This is a genomic window from Pseudomonas sp. EA_5y_Pfl2_R50 (genome assembly GCF_963970475.1).
In the GTDB taxonomy this organism is placed as follows: domain Bacteria; phylum Pseudomonadota; class Gammaproteobacteria; order Pseudomonadales; family Pseudomonadaceae; genus Aquipseudomonas.
The window spans coordinates 217,157-233,041 of record NZ_CAXAPT010000004.1; the positions used below are offsets into that span (position 1 = coordinate 217,157).

Here is a 15,885-nt window from a genome sequence, read left to right on the forward strand (position 1 = left end):
GGGCTTGCTCGCGAAAGTGGCATCAGCGTCGACAATTCTCTAAGGCAGCGTCTGGACCCCAGGCACCACCAACTCTCCCAAACACGCCCCACGCAAATGGCTTTCAAACTGCTCGATGATCGCCGCCCAACCCTGGCGACTCGCATGCTGCCGCGCATTCAGGCGCACACAGCGCAACGTTTCCTCTTCCTCCAGCAACCACGCCGCCGCCTCGCAGAACGCCTGCTCATCCCCCGGCATGGCCAGCACGCCGTTGTAGCCATGACGAATATGCTGCGCTGCGGCTGCCTGATCGTAAGCCACCACGCCCAGGCCAGAAGCCAACGCTTCGAGCACCACATTGCCGAAGGTTTCGGTCAGGCTCGGAAACACAAACAGATCCCCGGACGCATAGTGCGCCGCCAGCGCTTCACCGCGCTGGGCTCCGCAGAAAATTGCCTCGGGCAGTTCCTTTTCCAGCGCCAGCCGTTGCGGCCCGTCGCCAACCACGATCAGTTTCAGATTGCGTTGTGGATAACTGCTGCGCAGGGTGTCGAAACTACGCTTGAGCAAACCCAGATTTTTCTCCGGGGCGAGGCGTCCTACGTGAATCACGGCGATATCGCGCTCGCCCAGACCCCATTGCTCACGCAAGGCATTCAGGCGTTTGCTCGGATGAAACAACTGGCTGTCGACACCGCGCGACAACAACGCCAACCGCTCGAAATGCCGCCGCTCCAGTTCCAGGCGCTGACTGACACTCGGCACCAGCGTCATGGCCGAACGATTGTGAAACCAGCGCAAATAATGCGTGAGCATTCGCGTCAGCAGACCGAGGCCGTATTGACTGGTGTATTGCTGAAAATTGGTGTGAAAGCCGCTGACCACGGAAATCCCCAAACGCCGCGCCGCACGCAACGCTGACAGCCCCAGCGGCCCTTCGGTGGCGATATACAGCACGTCCGGGCGCTGACGTTTCCAGCGGCGCAGCAGTTTGTGCATCGACGACTGACCCCATTGCAGCCCCGGATAGCCCGGCAACGGCCAGCCCCGGCACAGCAGCAGCGCATCATCTTCAGCGCGCTGCGGATCACTGGCCTGGCGCGGGCGCACCAGATCCACACGATGCCCGCGCGCGCGCAAGCCATCGCACAAGCGGCCAAGGGTGTTGGCCACGCCGTTGATTTCCGGTGGGAAGGTTTCGCTGATCAGGGTGATATGCAGAGCTGTCGTCATGACCCCAGTGTCGGCTGAGGCCATGTCGTCGTTGTGACGTTCGGATGATGGATTTGTGACGCCCCGTCAGCGTTGCGTTACCAGATTCTCGGCACCACGCTCACGCACCCAGAACAGCGTCGCGCCAGCGACAGCTGCCGGCATCATCAGGATGTTGACCACCGGAATCAGTAGCACCAGGTAGACGATCCCGCCAAAACTCATGCTCTGCCAGCGCTTCTGCCGCAGCCAGGCGAGCATCTCGTTCCAGCCCAGTTTGTGGTTGTCCGCCGGGTAGTCGATGTATTGAATCGCCATCATCCACACACCGAACAGCAACCACAGTGGCGCCGCGATGATGTTCACCACCGGAATGAACGAGAGGATGAACAGACCGATGGCACGGGGCAGGAAGTAGCCGAGTTTGCGCATTTCCCGAGCGAGGGTGCGCGGAACCATTTCGATCAGTTCACCCCAACTGAAGGCCGGAAAATCGTCGGTGCCGCGCACCACCACTTCGACTTTCTCCGCAAGAAAGCCATTGAACGGTGCGGCGATCACGTTGGCGAGCATGGTGAAAGTGAAAAACACCATCAACGCCACCAACACCACAAACAAGGGCCAGAGGATGTAGCTGAGGAAACTCAGCCATTCGGGCAGCGATGGCATGAGCGTATCGACCCACAGGCTGAACTGGTGGCCGGCCAGATAGATCAAACCGACGAACAGCACCAGGTTGATCGCCAGCGGCAACAACACGAACAGGCGCAGGCCTGGGCTCAAGACCAGTTTCAGGCCTTCGCGCAGGTATTGCGGGCCGGACAGAACAGGGGCGGGCATAAGGTGCTCCGAGCAAGGGAAAACGCGCCGACCTTACCGACTTTGCAACGGCTGTGAAAGCGCGGTAGAGCGATCGACATTCACTGTAACAAAGACGTCCATCTCGTCAGTGTCTGCGTATAGAGACCACCTATGAGCTGGATTGTTAAACCGTATTTCCTTAATCTTGCCCCCCTCGATACGCTGCACCCAACTTTTTACAGGACTGTCGAGCTCACGCCTTCCCCAAGGTTATCCACAGTCCTTTTTTATTCCCGCCGGCAGTCCGGCGTTCCGCGCCAGGTTTTCGGCCCGGTCAACAGGAGCAGGTCATGTCTGAAGTCCGTCATTCGCGAGTGATTATTCTCGGTTCCGGCCCTGCCGGTTACAGCGCAGCGGTATATGCCGCCCGTGCCAACCTCAAGCCACTGCTGATCACCGGCATGCAAGCTGGCGGTCAACTGACCACCACCACCGAAGTCGACAACTGGCCGGGCGATGTGCACGGCCTGACGGGTCCAGCACTGATGGAACGCATGCGCGAGCACGCCGAGCGTTTTGAAACCGAGATCGTCTTCGATCACATCAACGCCGTGGATTTCGCTGCCAAGCCTTACACCCTGACCGGCGACAGCGCGACCTACACCTGCGACGCCCTGATCATCGCCACCGGTGCCAGCGCTCGTTACCTGGGCCTGCCGTCGGAAGAAGCGTTCATGGGCAAAGGCGTTTCGGCCTGCGCGACCTGCGACGGTTTCTTCTACCGCAACAAACCAGTGGCTGTGGTCGGCGGCGGCAACACTGCGGTTGAAGAAGCACTGTATCTGGCCAACATCGCCAGCACCGTGACCCTGATCCACCGTCGCGAAACCTTCCGCGCCGAGAAGATCCTGATCGACAAGCTCAACGCTCGCGTTGCTGAAGGCAAGATCATCCTCAAGTTGAACGCCAACCTCGACGAAGTCCTGGGCGACAACATGGGCGTGACCGGTGCGCGTCTGAAGAACAACGACGGCAGCTTCGACGAAATCAGCGTCGACGGCGTGTTCATCGCCATCGGCCACACCCCGAACACTTCGCTGTTCGAAGGTCAGCTGACCCTCAAAGACGGTTATCTGGTGGTACACGGCGGCCGTGAAGGCAATGCCACGGCGACCAGCGTTGAAGGCATCTTCGCTGCCGGTGACGTGGCTGACCATGTCTACCGTCAGGCCATCACCTCGGCCGGTGCAGGCTGCATGGCGGCACTCGACACCGAGCGTTACCTGGACGGTCTGCAGAACGCTTCGTTCTAAATCGCAGACATAAAAAAACCGGCCGATTTGGCCGGTTTTTTTGTGCCCGTGATTTTGGCTCCCCCTGCATAACCAATGTAGGAGCGGGCAAGCCCGCTCCTACAGGGGGGGCTTGGCATCAGCGACGGGTCAGGGGTTGTGTGTCGAACTTCACACCGGCCAGGCCATGCTTGATCAGCGCGCGGATGTTGCCGTGATCGCTGCCCTCAGGCGTCGCCACCACCGAGCGGTAATGCTCGCCGAACGCCAGCAGCGCTTCTTCATCGCTCAAGCCTTCCAGCAGCGCCAGACCCAGGGTCTTGCACGAGCCTTCGTTCTGCCCGGCGGCGTTTTCCACGCCACCGTTGTTGAAGGCCTGCGGCTGGTAGTCGTAACGGGTGGCGATGAACGCCAAGGTGTCGGCGAAAGCGTGTTCGCCAGTCTTGAGGCTGGCGCGCAGGGTGTTCAGGTCACTCATCTAATATGGTTCCTTCTTAACTGTTACATGTGATATTCACAAGCGTATTCAAGCACTTATAGATAGTAACTTTTTTGAGGTCATTTCGAACCTCATGCAAGCCGGATATTTGTACGGACTTGACCGTCCATTTGCATTCGAGCTGGCCAGGCATTTGCGCTGCACTTAACCGAGATGCATCTTAACCAAAACCGGTCGAAACCGGGCTGACCTGAACCGGTCAGGCTAGGCCGATGATTACCGTCAGGTGAGCATGCTTTCTCTGCGGCGGGGGATTCCCTATAGCCGCCTAGAGATGACGTCGCTAACCTATGGCCACACGTCTTCGAACCTCACATGTAAAATGGAAGAATGCAAACCTTGGGGTAGTTAGCGCACTTGATACCCACATATATTTATACGTCAGTCTTTGACGGTTTTGCACCATGGTTGGCGTCATCAATATATGATTGAAATTGGTCGCTTCCGTCGAAGCTGTGAATGGCTCTCTGTCGGTATTTCAGCTTCGGAGATGGAGCTTGTTGGAATAACCGTTTCATGGAGTTTCAAATAAAGGTTGTCGTAAGATGACCGATTTGCCCTCTGGGGGGAATAGGGAAGTCATGGATAAAAGCACGCACGAACCTCAGAAAACGTTGGCGCAATGTATCGCTGCTTGGCGAGAGGGGCGAGAAATACTCGTTATTGATGATGAAAATACGCCAGAAGGCGTTGGAGATCGTCATTTTGCGGCTGGTGAGTTTACACAGGCGGCTACAAGCTACGGCCAGGTGCGGCGTCCCAACTCTGTTTGTAAAGCAAAATTTGGCTGGGCTGCTGCTATTACTGGGAATTTCGCAATTGCGAAAGGGTTGTTAACTAGTCGGAATTGCGGGGACACATCCGGAGAACTCGCTATCCTAGCGTTGATTGAGATTGGAGGATTCGGTGCACCTTTGCTGCACGGGATGGAGCAAGGAGCTTTATCAGCCGCTCAAAAATCCAAGCTTCTATCCAGAGTGACATCGTTACTGCAACTGTGCTTGCAGGAGTCTGAACCAGATTTTTTCGTTTTTTATGTTTATAAGGACGTGTTTCCCTACTATCAGAGCGCCACACTTCATCTCTCCGTAGCTGAGCGTGGTTTGTCATTGTACCCAAATTATTATGTAATACGCCTCTGGCATGCTCGCGTAAGTCGATTGGCTAAAGTTTCTGATTTGAACGTTTTATCTGGTTTGCGAGAAAACACTCCATCTAAGTGGAATGGAGAGTATGCCGAAGAGATTTACCGCACGGCGTACTACCTGCAAGACTACTCCTCGATAGACCAAATTTTGGAATCTGCAACTCGATGGGTCACGTCTGAGTTGGCGGGGGCTCAGGTCAGAGTCGGATTGAATAAATTAGACTTGCTACACAGCTATCTGGATCTGAAGCGCATTCAACAAGGTGATAATACTACCTTGTCACGTGCCTGCACGCGATTGAATGACCAGGTCGAAGCTGCCATCCGTGATCGGTGTGTTACTACCGTCGAAAGTGACGGGACCGTAGAACAACGATTTACAGATGTGACGGTACTCGTACTTCGGCTAGCTTTAGCCTGCGAAAGTGGTGATGCCTCGTTAGTCATTACAATCGTCAATCTACTCATTTCTGTTCGTATGAAACCTGAAACAGGATCTGGATGCCCTGATTTATTTTCCGACTTCCTTCTCGACAATCCACTGTCAATGGAATCTCTCGATTTTGATCTTGAACGTTATACAAGATTTATCGAGTCTTGCATTGGGGCTGATGCGTCTAATAAATGGTCATTTATTAGAGCAGCGGAGGCTGTTGTATTAGGTGATGAACAGGAGGGTAATGCAGAAACGTTAGTGGCATTTGCTCATATATTTGATGCTCCTGGATTGTTCACTTACATCTCGGATGTATGGCTAGGTAGTCTAGAGCCAGATAATTCGTTGCGCATAATGCAGTTTTCCAATGCGTTGATTACTTATGTCAACTGGCTGAAGAAGGAAAATTCATCAGAGATTTATTATGGTTTTGAGCTTTCTGATGTTTCATTTGAAATCCTAGGTTTGCTGCTGGCTAGTGTCCTTGATCTTTTGAAGGCAGATAGATCAAATGTCGCTGAGTGGTTGGTGGGGCTTTTTGGGGCCGATCTACTTAAGCATAAGTGTCACGCCAATCTTCTAGAGGTATGCGAGCTAATTCTTGAGCAATCAGAGTCAGATGTTGCATTCTTCTATGCTGGTTATGTACACCAAGTTGAGGGGCTTTTGGAGGGCGCACGTGAGCGCTACGAATCGACTATAAAAGTCAATCCTGACCATACTTCAGCGCTTGGAAATCTCGCCATTGTATATCGCGATCTAGAACTTTTGCAGGAGCTTGAGAGCCTGGTTAGCTGTATCGCCGCAAAAGCAAAAGGTGGTTCAGATTCATGGCGTCGCGTGCTGGATATCGCCAATCGACAGCTCTCAGGTTTGATCGCGCAACGTACGAAACATCAGGAACGGCAGCGGTTGGTATCTGCCAAAGGCTCATTTTCAACGTTGGTTTCTGACAGTCTGGAACCTGAAGATCTTTCTTTAATAGAAGCGGTTTACCTCGTTGCATTAGTGCGCGGCTGTGAAATGGATCATGTTAATTGGCGGCTTGCTCCATTTGGGAATACTGCTAAGCCAATGGATCCTACTGCGGGTTTACGCTACGCGATTATCGGCTTAATGAATAAAAGAATCCTAGGTATCGCTGATATCACGCCGGATAGCGCTTTCGATGTGAGTACTGAGCAAACGCGTTACTATTTGCATCGAATTATTTGGACGTTCAACTCAGCGACATTGGATCTCTATAAAAACATACGTAATCTTTCTCGGAATGAGTGGCCAGAGACTTGGAAGGCTCAACTTTCCATTTTGGCTAGAGATCTCGCGGTTGAAGAATGCGTGCAGTTTTTGGAGTTTCAAGCCGAGGAGCGACAGATTGAACCGCCTCCTGTTGAAGACATGCGATCAGTTTACCGTTTGCTTCTGGAAAAGTGTTCAGTTAGCCGCTGCTGGTATTTTTCGTATTTAGCTGCGATGTCTGCAAACGATTATCGCACTAAGTATAAAGCTTCCGATCGCGCAGTGACGACGCGACTTATTCGCCTGGTAGATCAAAAAGCAACTAGAGCTATTGAAGAAGGGTATGGTAAGGACTTTAATAGATCTTCTAGCAGTCCTCGATCTCAATTGAGTGAGGCGTTTCACGATGTACTGACTAAATGGGAGGAAAAGGCATTCACCACTCTCCTACATGAGTTGGTGTTTTAAGTTATTTAATGTTGATGGCTCAGGGTGGGCTACTTGGCCGTATTTTTCAGTAAGCTCTCGCTATGGCTTATTTTTATAGCTAATCGATCTAAAGGATAGTTTTAGATCTCCATATAAAGCATTCAAGCAGAATGCCCCTGTATACCGGGGCTTCGTCGTTTGCCATTAGAGTTTTTCGAAACAATTCTTTGATATAGGTTATCAAAATATCGTGTTCTCTCAGAGGTTTCCTGAAGCAGTCCAATGTGTCCTAGCATAAGTAGTGAGTCGAGCTGCGCCTCAAGCTTAATTTCGTCAACTAGAGCAGTAGCGCCAAGTATCGCAGAAAAAGGCATCCTAACCTCCATCGTAAATGTTGGCCCCACCGTCGGCGCCTCAAAATGACTAAGGTACGGAGGACTTGGCGCTTGGTTCCTTAAAAGTCCGCTAGCAGTAGAGCGATGAGTTGGCGATGTTGCAATTTTCCTTCGGACGGGGTATAGCGTTAGCATGATTGGCGATTTGATATCATCGCTATTGCGTCAGTTTTTTGATCAGTAGCAAAACCAATACGGTAGTTACAGACAGGGAATACGTCCGATGATCGACTTTTCAAAGCTTCAAACTGGCCAAAATAGCGATACCGCATTACAACCGAGGGATATTTTCAACTCTCTTCCAGGAAAAGAGAAAGGAAGATATCAATATCCAAGGGATGTGCAGTCTAAAGTCTGGGAGCAATGGCATAATCGAAAAGCCGAGAGTAATCTCGTAATAAAAATGAATACGGGGAGTGGTAAAACCGTAGTTGGTTTGCTAATCCTAAAAAGCTGCTTAAATGAAGGGAAGGGGCCAGCGGTTTACATCGTTCCAGACAACTACCTTGTTGAGCAGGTTGTTCAAGAAGCTAGATCGTTAGGGTTGTCGGCCACTACTGACTATAACTCACACGGCTTTCTGCAAGGGAAAGAGATCTTAGTGGCGAATATTCATACCCTCGTCAATGGCCTGTCAGCATTCGGAGTAGGCGACCAGGGAATTAGAATCCAGATTGGATCTTTAATTGTCGACGATGCACATGCATGCTTAGATACGATTGAAGAACAATATACCGTCACCCTACCTAGCTCTAGCCAGTCGTATAAAGAAATTTATAAGCTGTTGAGGAACTCGCTATTGCAGCAGAGTGAGCCTCGTGTTTTGGAGATGGAGAATTACGACCCTTCTATTCAAATGCTCGCACCGTTTTGGGGTTGGCAGAGTAATATCAGTGAAATAAGCAGGCTGCTCATCCAAGAAAAAAGTGAAGACTACCTTAAGTTTAAGTGGCCACTAATAAAGGATAGTCTAAAACTATCTCGCTGCGTCGTTAGTAGTTCGAAGATTGAAATATCACCTCACTGTATACCAATCAACTCAATCCCAAGCATTGAGTATGCAGAGAGAAAGATATTCATGACCGCAACACTAGCCGATGACAGCGTCCTAGCGAGTCACTTCGGAATTACTGACAGTCGCGCGTACCAAGCGATATGTCCTGACTCTTTCGGTGACATAGGTGATCGGCTGATTTTAATGCCGCAAGTCATTAATCCTGAGCTGTCAGATGATGACATAAAACAGCTTTGCGCTCATGCTAAACAATACGTAAATGTAGTTATTATCGTGCCGTCGGACCACCGTGCTAACTACTGGAAAGATGTTGCGGACTCAGTATTGAAGAAAGGCAACATCCACGATGGTATTAAAGTACTCAAAAAAACTACCGCCGGGCTAACGGTGCTAGTCAATCGTTACGACGGAATAGACTTGCCCAATGATGCTTGTAGGCTACTTGTTATTGATGGGCTTCCTGACGTGAGACGCATGATTGATAAAGTCGAAGAGGGGATTCTGTTGGGTACTGACCGTTCATCCACTCAAATCACGCAACGAGTAGAACAAGGCATGGGCCGAGGAGTGCGTTCAAACGACGATTATTGTGCGGTGCTTTTAATGGGCAAAACCCTGACTCGTAAATTATATGCAAGCTCCGGTGTTCAGAAGTTTTCCGTTGGAACCAAGGCTCAGTTGGACCTGTCTGAGAAAGTAGCTAGTCAGATCGCCAAAGCTGATTTGAAAGCCATCTGGGACACTCTACTCTATTGTTTGAATCAAGATCCTAACTGGGTTTCCGCTAGCAAAGGTGCGCTAACAAGCCTTACGGCAACCCCTACTAGCAATGCCGATCCTATAACAATGGCACTCCGCAAAGCCTATGATCAGGCATTGGCCAATAATTCAAGAGATATCGGGGAAGGGATAATAAACTCCTTGCCGTCTGCTAATAAAGTAATGCGATCTTATTTGAAGTTGAGAGCCGCAGAGTATGTGAATTTTTATGATCAGGTTGAAAGTCAAAAGCTTGTGCTTTCCGCAGCGAACGATAATCCGAGAACATTGAAGCCTATTGATGGGATTGGTTATCACAAGCTAGAAGGTGAGCTTCTTGAGCAGGCAAGAGAATGCAAGAATTACCTCCAGAGTTTTGCTAACCCTAATATTCCAATAATCGAACTTAATGGGATGTTAGAGGAACTTAGATTTGAGCCGGAGACGGCGGCGCGTTTTGAACTTGCATTCTCACAGTTGGCTAGGTTTATAGGCTTCACTTCACAACGTCCGGAGACAGACTCCGGCAGGGGGCCGGACGTCTTATGGCGTACAGGTCCTAGCCAGTATCTTGTCATAGAATGCAAAAATGGCGCGACAACCGATACTATAAATAAGCACGACTGTAATCAATTGAACGGTTCGGGAGAGTGGTTTGAAAATAAGTATGGTGCAGGTATTTCATATGTTCCAATAATGATCCATCCTGCGAAAAAATTTGAGCATGCCGCATCCCCAAAAGCAACTACCAGAATCATGACTGCTGAGAAGTTGGACGCTCTCAAAAAAAATGTCCGGGATTTTATTAAGTCCGTATGTTCGCAAGGCTTAATTAGTGATGAAGCTCAAATAAGGAACCAGTTGTTACAGCTCAAGCTCAGGTCTGTCGATTTCCAGGTTTTTTATACTACTGCGTACATCGCATCAAGATAATAAGTTTAGTCAGGTCGCAGCTAGATTTTTGGTGTTTTGTCATCGTGGTGTAAATGCATCGCGATGACTTTAAATCTTTAAATATTTGCTATGACACGCGAATCATGCAAGCTATACACTTAACTTAGCTATCACCCGAACACCCGCTGATTTCTGCAAAGCAGTATATGTAGTTTCAGGAGTATTTCGAACGTAGTTGTTCATTGCTCCATCTAGGCACAAGTCTTGACTGTCAAGGGGCGCTGTAGTCTGAACGGTGCTCAGGCTAACTCAACCATTCGTGGCTATCTTCAACGACCTGATGTATCTCACTGACCACGATGAGCGACTTACCCTGGTGCTCCAAGCAGAAACTAAATATTAGGTCAGCGTCAACGTCAGTTGCAGACGCTGTATCGCCAAGTATTTCAATCCAGGCATAACGATAGGTTTCGAGGCACGATAAGTAGTAACTGGTAGGTATCACATTGCTCCAATCTTCTCGCCTCTTGGTAAAAAACTAACAATGCAACTCATCTCATCTCATAAGTGGAGATCAACCACAGCAGGATCGTTCTGCTTAGCTTTTAAAATCCGATTTTCGTTTATAAGCACTTCGTTGAGAGAAGCAAGGCTGGCGACCTTTGCGCGCAGCTGCTCTACCTCCAGGCGGAGTACACGGTTCTTCTCTCGCTCGGTACGTAGATCCTGATGTTTCACATCGCGCTGAGCGCGGCTAGAACGCCCTTGAACCTCGCGGATGGCCTCGGCGATGCCCGGATAGTGGTTATGGATCAGTGCCGCCGAAACCCCCGCCTCACGTGCTACGGCCGCGATGGTGACTTTCTTTTCACTCGTCTTTGCCCGACCACGCTCAATGCGGTGGAGCGCGAGCGTAAGCTCCTTTTCTCGTATGTCGGCGGGCTTTCGTCTAATCGTCATGCTACATAGCTCTCTGGGTCATAGCCTAGCTGTATGAATACTTCGCGACAGCGTTCTAGGTCACGTAGAACTCGCATTCGACCACTCTCACCAATATCACTGCAGTTCAGCAGTTCCTTGAGGTTGCCGTAGAGCTGGCGGTAGATACCAAGATGGCCGCGTTCGATCACGGCATTGTGGCAGTCGCCGCAACGCGTCCGTTCCAGTGTGTTTCCTACGCAGCCATCATTGTCGGCGGTGCACCAGGCGTGTCCATTGCTGCGGATTGCTGTGCTCTCTGCGATCGAAAGCACCATCGTCTGGTGATCCTTGAAAAGTGCAAGGTTGGCCGGGTCGCGCTGCCATCGCTTAATCGAGATCCCGTAACCGCCAGCCAGTGGCTGGCCACCCAGCCAGCGATCCACAGTACCGAGCTTGATGTCTTCGAGTTCAGCCTGAATGTCATCGTACAATTCCAGGTCAAGGTGACTGCCCCAGTCATCATCCATCGCATAGCCCAAGGTCATGTCCATACTCCAATGTGCAAAATGCTCGCGTAGGTAGCGCAGGTCGCCAAACTGACTGTGAGCCACGTAGTTGGAGAACTTTCGGCGGAATTGGTGGCTGGTAAGCGACCAAGTCAATCCTGCATTCTTGGCAAATGCTTTGAGGGAGCAATCCCATGATGAATTCGAGAGAGTGCGAACCTGGTTGCCTTTCTTCGCGGTTACTCCGAGAAATAGTGCATGACGGTGCCTCTGAGCGTGGGCTATTTCCGGGTCAAGTGGGTTGGCCTTGCGCCGCCCGACGATCTCGGCAGAGATTGTGGCTTGGAACGGTTCGGCCCAACGCTCCATTAGACGCAGCGCCTGCACGGCTGCTTCTGGGATCATCCAGTCGTGTACCCCTGTATCGGTCTTATCCGACTTGGAGCGCATCCAGTGAAAGATGGTGCCTATATCATCCTCGGTACGGTGGTGCGCGCCCGACTGCACGTTGGCCAACTCGTGGTTGCGACAACCGGAGGTACTGGCCAGCACGATATAGCAGGCGGTACGCAGATCAAGGAGTGTTTGATTGAACGCGGCTAAGCCAACGTCCCACCCAAACGCAGCAAGTTTTTGGCTTTTCGCATCAGTGATAGCCCAAGGCTTCTGTGCTCTCCGTTTCGCTACGACAGCTGCGACCGAATCGCGTAGATCGAGCAGTTGCTTGCCCCCCTGAACTTGCTTGTAGGCTTTCTCGAACAGAGTGCAGAACACCGTGTCCGGCATCAGCGGCGTCTTACCAGCCTGCTTATGGGGCGAACCGCTGCCGGTCAAGCCGGCCATAGCTCTAGAAGAGGTTCCAAGCCAGGGATGCTGAGGGATTGGGTCGTGAGTGTATTGACTCAAATCGTAGAGCGCTTCGACGGCCGAGAAACGGTTCACAAGGGTAGCCTGAGATAGCGGCTTATTCTTACGTTGGTGCGGTTGGCGGTACTCTCGGCACTCGTAAACATAGTTTGTGCAGGCTATGGGGGTGACCAATTGCAAGCGATTAAGAGTGAGTCTGTCTAGGTAACGCAGGAAGACCGATATATTTCTAAAAAGCTGGTTCAGCGTCCCACCTTTCGGCCGTTGCTGGCCCTCCCGGCCGCGTCGCAAGTAACGATACATGACCTCTTTCATCACGGCTTTGAACGCAATCGGCACCTGTTGGAAGTCTAAGTATTTTTGACTGTCACGCACGTTGCTCGGCATACCACTTAGCTTCCAACAGTCGTCGCTGTATCGACTGAGAATGACCCAATGCCCCTCGACGTGGATGGCGCTCACTATAAGAGCGTCGCGCTGACTCTCTGGTAGCTCACGCGTATCTCCTGGCTGCGCCTCGACGCATGCCCAAGGTAGAGAGGGCTCTGGCGTATTGCTCATGCAAAGACCTCCAGGTCAGACAGTAGATCTGACGCCCAGAAAGGATGTGGCTCGATGCGAGCCCGCTCGCGTGCGACCTCGACCGCAGCGAGTTTGAATACCCCACGCCTCAGCCCTTCAGCCACGATATAGTCGTCAATCAGCCGAGGGATGTGCGCGTACTCTCGCGCCCAGCGCCGCTTGTCCATGCGCATGCGCTCAGCGAACACGCGGAAGTAAAAACTGAATAGCTTGTGCAGGTCATTGCCCGTTACCGCGTAATGCCGGCAGCGCAGGCAGTTAATGAAGTTGATGCAGATAGAACCTTCTCGCTTTGGAGCGTATTGGCCGTTTACCAGATCGCCGCATCGCCCGATAGGTGTCGTCTTATAGGTTGCACCGATGGTGTGGGTCAGCAGTTCCTCGATCATGACGTCGCCCATGAACCGCCAGTTGCGCTTGGCATCCTCGCCCGGCAGCAGATAGTTTCGTCCTGCTACCAGGGGCGTGTTACCAAGGGCAATTGCAGTAGTCGCCAGATCACCATCCAGTAACTCGAAGATGCGATTGGCGAAGGTTTTGCGCAAGCGAGAGATGTTGATCCGCAGTGGCTGACCATCGCTGTCCGTGAGTCTGTAGTCATTCACAAGCTTCTGAATGCCATATTGCAATGCCACATCGGACAGTGCAGTGACCTGCCCCTTTCCTTTGTTACCGCGTGACCGATATAGCCAGACGTGTGCCTGAAGGTCGTCGGTCGCCTCCGCGCGTAGCGGCTCTGTACGGGCGATCACGTGCCGGATTAGGCGCTCGACATTAATCTTGACAGTCGGTGTAGCCTCCAAAATGCGCTCATTCGTGCTTTCGCCGCGCAGGATGACCTTGCTGGTGTTGTGTCCGCGCCGTTTCCACAGGATCAGGAAGGTACTGTTGTCCTTGGGGTGGGCGCGCAGACAATCGCATCCTATCTCCAGCAGCGGGGTGGTGTTACGTCCAGTGTGCAATGCCACGATCAGCAAGGCATAGGCTAACAGCTCACCGGTCAGAGGCACGTCGTCGCGCCAGATCGGCATAACCGCCTGTTTGACCGCGGCCGCGAACGCTTGGCGTTGGGCTTTCGGTAGTGGGGTCTCGCCTTTTACTTTTCGGTTGCTGTTGGGGAACGGGTTGCGAGGAAAGGTGGCCCCGTCACCTGCGGCGACTAGGACAATCAATCCACGCTGGCCGAGGGCCTGAAGTACGGGCTTGGTGCAATTATAAAGGGTCTTCTGAGAGGTAGTAGTGACCCCCTGGCTGGCGAGTTGGCCGAGATAGCCATCGATCAATTCACGGTCAATATCGGCAAGGGTCAGTTCGTGTCCGAGCGCGGTCGCACGCAGTTGCAGGTAGTCGAGGAAGTGGCGCAAGCCATTGCAACAGTAGCTGGCCACCGTACTTATCTCGACCGTAGTATCCTGTACGGCCAAGAAGCGCTCGATTTGCCTCTGGCATGCATAGGTAATCGGATCAATTCCTGTTCCGTACCAACGGGAAAAGTCGAAACTTCGATGGTTAGTGGCATTTCGCCCGAAAGTAACCAGAGTACTGGCTGGTGGGATAGCCTCTGGAAGCACAATGACACACCCTTGGTGATCAAGGCTGTGCTCGACCTGTGAAATGCTGACATCGGTTCTGACGTAGACCTTGCGCTTGCCCATCAGACCGTCTCCAAATTGTCGTTCAGCTCATCGTCGTAGGCCAGCACCGCGTTATCGGCCAATTCGTTGATCAAATGCAGGTACACCATCGTAGTCTGAATCGAGCTATGGCCGAGCTGCCGCTGCACAAATACCAGCGGTTCTACGTCGTCACGATTACGCTGAAGGGCAACGAGGGTTTGGGTGGCATAGGTGTGGCGGAGCATGTGGGGATAAACCTTGATGCCGACCTTCTTGCCGATATTGCGGACGATGCGCTCGATGCCTTTTCCATCATTGGAGAAGGTTTCCCCAAACTGGTTGAGGAACAGCGGCTCGTACTTTGCTAGGCTTAGAGAGCTCCGCTCACTGCGAACCTGAATCACGTAACGATGCAGATCGGAGAGGAAGCTGCGACTAACGTAGATGTCCCTTGCCTTTCTGCCTTTCGTCAGCATGCCATGGCCATCGTGCGGATCGAGGCGAATCCGAATGTTGCGCTCGCGCCTGTGGGTCTTGTCGGGATCGAAGATGTAGGAAAGGGGAAACGTCGCGATTTCCTCACGACGTAGACCGGTCTGAAGCCCGAGCCTGATCATCATTCGGTGATGAGGATTCTCAGCAGCCCCCAAGAGTGCCTTGATCTCATCCATGCTCAAAAACTTCGGCAGCGTTCTAGGCGCCCGTGGCATCACGTCGTTTGACATGGCCTTACCGCCACTAGCATCGACGTGGGCCAGGAACCCGGTCTCACGTTTGACCGTCCGCTCTTCATAGCTAAACGGCAGTCTAATCACCCATCCCTGTGTTTGTGCGTATTCGTAGAACTTGCAGATGTAGTGCAACCGTTGCCGCGTCGTTGAGAGGGCCAACTTGCACTCGACCAAGCAGTAGTCTCGGTAGGCAGCAACAATGCTCTTGGCCTCGACCCGGTCAACGTCGCGCCAATTGAGGTCATGTGCCTGAAGGAAGCTGAAGAGGTCGTACAGCGCGCGGCCAGTACTTGGCCAAGACTTTATTGACCCTATTGCGCCCCGCAGAAGGTAGTGACGAAGGAAATCATTGGCGGGAACACAACTCTCCATCGTGTCCAAGAGCAGAATCGGAAAGCCGGTATACGGACGTCCACCAATCACCAAATCTTCGGTAGCCCAAACAAGCTCCATCGGCCAGCCCCCACTCTGCTGAATCGAAAATCCTTATCAAAAGGACTCAGAGTCAGAGGCTTAAGCCATAGCGTCAGAAGCTATTTAACTCCTTGTTTGTAAAGCTAGC

At 52.0% G+C, this 15,885-nt stretch carries 10 protein-coding genes; 3 read left to right on the plus strand and 7 right to left on the minus strand.

The genetic code is table 11. The features are described 5' to 3' along the window. Positions 1–39: 39 nt before the first annotated feature. Positions 40–1,239, minus strand: coding sequence for a glycosyltransferase family 4 protein (locus AACY19_RS08970; protein WP_339449898.1), 1,200 nt, complete (start codon positions 1,237–1,239; stop codon positions 40–42). 42 nt (positions 1,240–1,281) lie between these two features. Beyond that, positions 1,282–2,034 carry a sulfate transporter CysZ gene (cysZ, locus tag AACY19_RS08975; protein WP_159812166.1) on the minus strand — a complete coding sequence of 251 codons (753 nt, stop codon included), beginning with the start codon at positions 2,032–2,034 and terminating at the stop codon, positions 1,282–1,284. Between the two features lie 311 nt (positions 2,035–2,345). On the opposite strand from cysZ, the gene trxB reads away from it, so the two are divergent. Beyond that, entirely contained in the window at positions 2,346–3,308 is a 963-nt protein-coding gene (trxB, locus tag AACY19_RS08980; RefSeq protein ID WP_339449899.1) for a thioredoxin-disulfide reductase, read from the plus strand. A 118-nt stretch (positions 3,309–3,426) separates the two neighbouring features. On the opposite strand, the gene AACY19_RS08985 is transcribed toward trxB, so the two are convergent. Further along, positions 3,427–3,765, minus strand: coding sequence for a HopJ type III effector protein (locus tag AACY19_RS08985; protein WP_339449900.1), 339 nt, complete (start codon positions 3,763–3,765; stop codon positions 3,427–3,429). 566 nt (positions 3,766–4,331) lie between these two features. On the opposite strand from AACY19_RS08985, the gene AACY19_RS08990 reads away from it, so the two are divergent. Next, positions 4,332–7,076: a hypothetical protein gene (locus AACY19_RS08990; RefSeq protein ID WP_339449901.1), complete on the plus strand. Its 2,745-nt coding sequence runs from the start codon at positions 4,332–4,334 to the stop codon at positions 7,074–7,076. A gap of 579 nt (positions 7,077–7,655) precedes the next feature. Next, positions 7,656–10,139, plus strand: coding sequence for a DEAD/DEAH box helicase (locus AACY19_RS08995; protein WP_339449902.1), 2,484 nt, complete (start codon positions 7,656–7,658; stop codon positions 10,137–10,139). A 522-nt stretch (positions 10,140–10,661) separates the two neighbouring features. Here the strand turns inward: AACY19_RS08995 and AACY19_RS09000 are convergent. The 4 genes from AACY19_RS09000 to AACY19_RS09015 are packed head-to-tail and all read right to left on the minus strand — an operon-like array spanning position 10,662 to position 15,776. Continuing rightward, positions 10,662–11,060, minus strand: coding sequence for a TetR family transcriptional regulator (locus AACY19_RS09000; protein WP_339449903.1), 399 nt, complete (start codon positions 11,058–11,060; stop codon positions 10,662–10,664). Then, positions 11,057–12,955, minus strand: coding sequence for an integrase (locus AACY19_RS09005; protein ID WP_339449904.1), 1,899 nt, complete (start codon positions 12,953–12,955; stop codon positions 11,057–11,059). The genes AACY19_RS09000 and AACY19_RS09005 overlap by 4 nt, the downstream gene beginning before the upstream one ends. Further along, positions 12,952–14,631: a hypothetical protein gene (locus AACY19_RS09010; RefSeq protein WP_339449905.1), complete on the minus strand. Its 1,680-nt coding sequence runs from the start codon at positions 14,629–14,631 to the stop codon at positions 12,952–12,954. The genes AACY19_RS09005 and AACY19_RS09010 overlap by 4 nt, the downstream gene beginning before the upstream one ends. Further along, entirely contained in the window at positions 14,631–15,776 is a 1,146-nt protein-coding gene (locus tag AACY19_RS09015) for a tyrosine-type recombinase/integrase (RefSeq protein ID WP_339449906.1), read from the minus strand. The genes AACY19_RS09010 and AACY19_RS09015 overlap by 1 nt, the downstream gene beginning before the upstream one ends. Positions 15,777–15,885 lie beyond the last annotated feature (109 nt).

What these genes read in the sequence shown, in the direction of transcription:
- AACY19_RS08970 (WP_339449898.1), bottom strand. Translation starts at nt 1,239, where the DNA reads ATGGCCTCAGCCGACACTGGGGTCATGACGACAGCTCTGCATATCACC.
- cysZ (WP_159812166.1), bottom strand. Translation starts at nt 2,034, where the DNA reads ATGCCCGCCCCTGTTCTGTCCGGCCCGCAATACCTGCGCGAAGGCCTG.
- trxB (WP_339449899.1), top strand. Translation starts at nt 2,346, where the DNA reads ATGTCTGAAGTCCGTCATTCGCGAGTGATTATTCTCGGTTCCGGCCCT.
- AACY19_RS08985 (WP_339449900.1), bottom strand. Translation starts at nt 3,765, where the DNA reads ATGAGTGACCTGAACACCCTGCGCGCCAGCCTCAAGACTGGCGAACAC.
- AACY19_RS08990 (WP_339449901.1), top strand. Translation starts at nt 4,332, where the DNA reads ATGACCGATTTGCCCTCTGGGGGGAATAGGGAAGTCATGGATAAAAGC.
- AACY19_RS08995 (WP_339449902.1), top strand. Translation starts at nt 7,656, where the DNA reads ATGATCGACTTTTCAAAGCTTCAAACTGGCCAAAATAGCGATACCGCA.
- AACY19_RS09000 (WP_339449903.1), bottom strand. Translation starts at nt 11,060, where the DNA reads ATGACGATTAGACGAAAGCCCGCCGACATACGAGAAAAGGAGCTTACG.
- AACY19_RS09005 (WP_339449904.1), bottom strand. Translation starts at nt 12,955, where the DNA reads ATGAGCAATACGCCAGAGCCCTCTCTACCTTGGGCATGCGTCGAGGCG.
- AACY19_RS09010 (WP_339449905.1), bottom strand. Translation starts at nt 14,631, where the DNA reads ATGGGCAAGCGCAAGGTCTACGTCAGAACCGATGTCAGCATTTCACAG.
- AACY19_RS09015 (WP_339449906.1), bottom strand. Translation starts at nt 15,776, where the DNA reads ATGGAGCTTGTTTGGGCTACCGAAGATTTGGTGATTGGTGGACGTCCG.